Annotated in this window: 9 protein-coding genes; 4 read left to right on the top strand and 5 right to left on the bottom strand. The window is 72.5% G+C overall.

Annotated elements, in window-relative coordinates:
- The 5 genes from AC1DUQ_RS19005 to AC1DUQ_RS18985 all read right to left on the bottom strand — a co-directional run.
- A partial coding sequence (locus AC1DUQ_RS19005; RefSeq protein ID WP_477074354.1) for an RNA polymerase sigma factor occupies positions 1-600 on the bottom strand: 600 nt, incomplete at its 3' end.
- Entirely contained in the window at positions 597-824 is a 228-nt protein-coding gene (locus AC1DUQ_RS19000; RefSeq protein WP_477062556.1) for a YciI family protein, read from the bottom strand. The genes AC1DUQ_RS19000 and AC1DUQ_RS19005, both read right to left, overlap by 4 nt.
- Entirely contained in the window at positions 821-1219 is a 399-nt protein-coding gene (locus tag AC1DUQ_RS18995; protein WP_477062555.1) for a YciI family protein, read from the bottom strand. The genes AC1DUQ_RS19000 and AC1DUQ_RS18995 overlap by 4 nt, the downstream gene beginning before the upstream one ends.
- A gap of 79 nt (positions 1220-1298) precedes the next feature.
- Positions 1299-1649 carry a YciI family protein gene (locus tag AC1DUQ_RS18990; RefSeq protein WP_477062554.1) on the bottom strand — a complete coding sequence of 117 codons (351 nt, stop codon included), beginning with the start codon at positions 1647-1649 and terminating at the stop codon, positions 1299-1301.
- Positions 1646-1999 (bottom strand): YciI family protein, encoded by a 354-nt coding sequence (locus AC1DUQ_RS18985; RefSeq protein WP_477062553.1) that lies wholly within the window; start codon positions 1997-1999, stop codon positions 1646-1648. The genes AC1DUQ_RS18990 and AC1DUQ_RS18985 overlap by 4 nt, the downstream gene beginning before the upstream one ends.
- A gap of 110 nt (positions 2000-2109) precedes the next feature.
- On the opposite strand from AC1DUQ_RS18985, the gene AC1DUQ_RS18980 reads away from it, so the two are divergent.
- From AC1DUQ_RS18980 to AC1DUQ_RS18965, 4 genes are all read left to right on the top strand, one after another.
- Positions 2110-2400, top strand: coding sequence for an ArsR/SmtB family transcription factor (locus tag AC1DUQ_RS18980; protein WP_477062552.1), 291 nt, complete (start codon positions 2110-2112; stop codon positions 2398-2400).
- Positions 2397-2789 carry a VOC family protein gene (locus tag AC1DUQ_RS18975; protein ID WP_477062551.1) on the top strand — a complete coding sequence of 131 codons (393 nt, stop codon included), beginning with the start codon at positions 2397-2399 and terminating at the stop codon, positions 2787-2789. The genes AC1DUQ_RS18980 and AC1DUQ_RS18975 overlap by 4 nt, the downstream gene beginning before the upstream one ends.
- 35 nt (positions 2790-2824) lie before the next feature.
- Positions 2825-3532 (top strand): SDR family NAD(P)-dependent oxidoreductase, encoded by a 708-nt coding sequence (locus AC1DUQ_RS18970; protein WP_477074353.1) that lies wholly within the window; start codon positions 2825-2827, stop codon positions 3530-3532.
- A gap of 136 nt (positions 3533-3668) precedes the next feature.
- Positions 3669-3873, top strand: a 205-nt coding sequence (locus tag AC1DUQ_RS18965) for a hypothetical protein (RefSeq protein ID WP_477074352.1), incomplete at its 3' end; no start/stop codon positions are given.

The raw sequence follows: 3873 nt of genomic DNA, 5'->3' as shown, positions 1-3873 counted from the left end.
GTGGTACCCGGACGTGAAGGCGAGGTAGACGACGGTCGCGACGACGTCGAGCCGCACGTCCAGCCGAGCGGCCGGGGGCGTCGCGAAGGGGATGCCCGAGGAGGCCAGCCGCTTCTTCGCGCGGGTCAGCCGGGCGGCCATGGTCGCTTCCTGGACGAGCAGGAGACGACCGATCTCGGCGGTGGTGAGGCCGACGACGAACCGGAGGGTCAGGGCGACGCGGTCGTCGGGTGCGATCGCGGGGTGGCAGCAGGCGAAGATCAGCCGGAGCTGCTCGTCGGCCACGTGGGCGCCGGGGTCGACGACGGCCGCGGCGGCGGCACGCATCTCGTCGTCGACCACCATCAACGGCTCCTTCCGGCGCTGCACCGCCTCCGAGCGCAGGCGGTCGAGGACTCGGCGGCGCGCGGCCGTGAGCAGCCACGCGCCGGTGTTCGTCGGCACCCCGTCCACCGGCCAGTGCCGCGCGGCCGACTCGAACGCGTCGGAGACGGCGTCCTCCGCCAGGTCGGGGCGCGCGAACTGGCCGATGAGCAGGCCGATCAGGCGGGACCAGTGGGCCTGCCAGGCGTCGGCCAGGGCGGTGTCGAGGGTGGTCACCAAGCGGGTCGCACCTCGAACGTGCCGGTCGCGGGCAGGGTCTCCAGCACCGCGTCGAGGTCCGACGCCTCGACCACCTGGAGGCCGGTGAGCGCCGACGCCGGCCCCTCGAACGTGCCGTCCCGCAGGCCGCGGTCCTGCACCGACGTCGCCGTGTCCACGGACCCCAGTCTGATGCCGGCGCGCAGCTCTGCGGAGCCGAACGCGAGGACGACGAACCTCACGAGGCCGAGACCGCGTCGACCCCGTCCACGGGGACGCCGTCGACGAACCGCACGGTCGGCCGGATCTCGACGGACTCGCCGTTGAGCACCAGGGCGGCGACGGCCTCGGTCAGCGCGTCGAGCTGCGTGCGGGCGACCAGGTAGAAGCCCGCGACCTGCTCCGCCGTCTCGGCGTAGGGGCCGTCGGTGACGACCACCCCGGCGCGGCCGTCGGACCGCAGCGACCGACCCCGGACCGCCGCGCCGAGGGCGCGCGTCGTCACGATCTCCCAGCCCTGCTCGGCGCAGTGCTGCTGGAAGCCGAGGTGGGCCGCCCACGCGCGATCGCGTTCCTCGTCCGTCAGCTGCGCGTCGTGCGCGTCGTCGCGGTAGAGCACCACGGTGAACTCGGCCATGTCATCTCCTAGGAGGTGGGAGGACGCCTGGTGCGTCCCGCTGCCCCGATGACGCGCGGGCGGCGGAGGGATCGACAGATCACATCGGCATGATCTCGCGGACCTCGATCGTGTACTCGGGCAGCAGCATGGCGTGCTTGAGCACCGACTCCCGGTCCGGCGCCGTGACCAGGTAGAAGCCGCCCAGCTGTTCGGCAGTCTCCGCGAACGGGCCGTCGGTGATCTCCGCGTCCTCGCCCGTGCGGCGCAGGGTGACGGCGGTCGTGACGGACTGGAGCGCCTCGCCGGCCAGGAACGTCACGCCGAAGTCGGCGGCCTGGTCGTCGTAGTCGCCGTGCTGCCGGTAGTACTCGGCCTTGGTCGCCTCGTCGGCCGCGTCCCAGTCGCCTTCGTCCGCGTAGATCAGGACGAGGAACGTCTGCGTGCTCATGACTCGTGCACGATCACGGGGCGCAGCTCGGCGCCGCCGCCGTCGGTCAGGAGGAGCTTTCCCGTCAGCTGGGCCAGTCCCTGCACGTCGTCGGTCTCGATGACGTAGTAGCCACCGAGGTGCTCGGCCAGCTCCGCGAACGGGCCCTCGGTGATGGACCCGTCGGGGCGCACCGTGACCGCGTTCTTGGAGAAGCCCAGCTCCTCGCCGCCCAGGATCGTGTAGCCGCGCTCGTCGCACGCGTCCGAGTACGCCTGGTGCTCGGCCATGATGCGGTCGCGGACCTCGGGGGACGCGTTCTCCCAGAACGCCTCATCGCCCCACAGCAGGACCATCCATCGGTCGGTCATGTCGCCCTCTCCCTCATGCGTCCACTGTGCCGGTCGAGGTGATGACGCGCGAGGGTTCCGGAAATCGACAGCTCTTGACAGGCAAGTGTGGGCTTGCCTATACAGGAGGCGTGGCAGCAGACATCTACAAGGCCCTCGCCGATGCCACGCGCCGCGCGATCCTCGACGAGCTCCAGGACCGTGACGGGCAGTCGCTGTTCGAGCTGTGCACCCGGCTGACCATGCGGCACGGGCTCGGGTCCACGCGGCAGGCCGTCTCGCAGCACCTCGACGTGCTGCAGGAGGCCGGGCTCGTCACGGTCCGCCGCGAGGGCCGCTACAAGTTCCACCACCTCGACACCGGGCCCCTGCGCGAGATCACCGCGCGCTGGCCCGCCCCCGACCAAGGAGAGCCCTCATGATCCGCCTCACCGTGACCAGCGTGTTCGTCGACGACCAGAGCAAGGCCCTTGACTTCTACACGAGCGTGCTCGGATTCGTGCCGAAGAACGACATCCCGCTCGGCGGCGACGACCGCTGGCTGACCGTGGTGTCGCCGGCGGCCCCGGACGGGGTTGAGCTGCTCCTCGAGCCCAGCAGCCACCCCGCGGTCGGCCCGTACAAGGCGGCGCTGGTCGAGGACGGGATCCCGGCTGCGTCGTTCGGGGTGGACGACCTCGCCGCCGAGTACGCGCGGCTCACTGCCCTCGGCGTGCGGTTCGTGCAGCCGCCGACGGACATGGGACCGGTGATCGTCGCGACGCTCGACGACACCTGCGGCAACCTGGTCCAGCTGGCGCAGACCACCTGATCGACAGGCCGCCGCCGAGGTGCTTCGGTGGGCCGATGAGGACGGCGGTGGTGACGGGCGGTGGGACGGGAATCGGGCGCGCGGTGGCGCGGCGGCTGGCGGCCGACGGGGACGACGTGGTGATCGTCGGGCGGCGCCGCGAGGTGCTCGAGGAGGCGGCGGCCGGCGCGATGCGCGTCGAGGTGGCCGACCTGCGCGAGCCGGCGGAGGTCCAGGCGCTCGCGGACAGGCTGGGGTCGGTCGACGTGCTGGTGCTCAACGCGGGCGGCTCGCTGGAGCCGGCGGGCGACGACCTGGCGGCGACCGCGCAGCTGTGGACCGAGGAGTTCCGGCTCAACGTGCTCACGACCGTGCTGCTGGGGGAGGCGCTGCTGCCGGCGATGCCGCGGCCGGGCGGGCGGATCATCGCGATGAGCTCGGTGGCCGCGCTGCGGGGGGCCGGCTCGTACGGTGCGGCCAAGGCGGCGATCAACTCCTGGGTGACCGGCACGGCCGCTGCGGTGGCCGCCGACGGGATCGCGGTGAACGCCGTCGCGCCCGGGTTCGTGCCGGACACCGAGTTCTGGGCGGGGCGCCTGGACGATGCCGAGTACCAGCGCCGTCTGGCACGCGTGCCGATGGGCCGGCCGGGGACGGTCGACGAGATCGCGGCGGCGGTCGCCTACCTGGCGTCGCCGGACGGCGGGTGGACGACCGGCCAGGTCCTCGGGGTGCACGGTGGGGCGGTGCTGGCGCGGCTCTGAGACCGATGTATCGCTAGGGGTTGTCAAAGATCTATCGACGATATATCTTTGAGTCATCCGGTCGAGATCGAGAGACCTCCCGGATCCGCGTCAGGGCCGCACCGGCCGGCGGACCACATCCTCAAGGAGACATCCCATGCGACACCCCCACTCCCACCCCGACGGCCGCTTCGCCGGCCCCTCGTTCGACACCATCGACCCGACCGCCTCGCGCGGCCGCAACCGTCGCCGCCGCGGCGACTTCCCCGAGGCCCCCTACGAGGAGGGCTTCGACCCCCGGCGCGGCGGACCCCGCGGCGCCTTCCCGCACGAGCACCACGGCCGCGGCTTCGGCCCTGGCT

The organism is Cellulomonas sp. P4_B5_2 (assembly GCF_056402235.1).
This window is presented reverse-complemented; position numbering and strand designations above follow the sequence as displayed.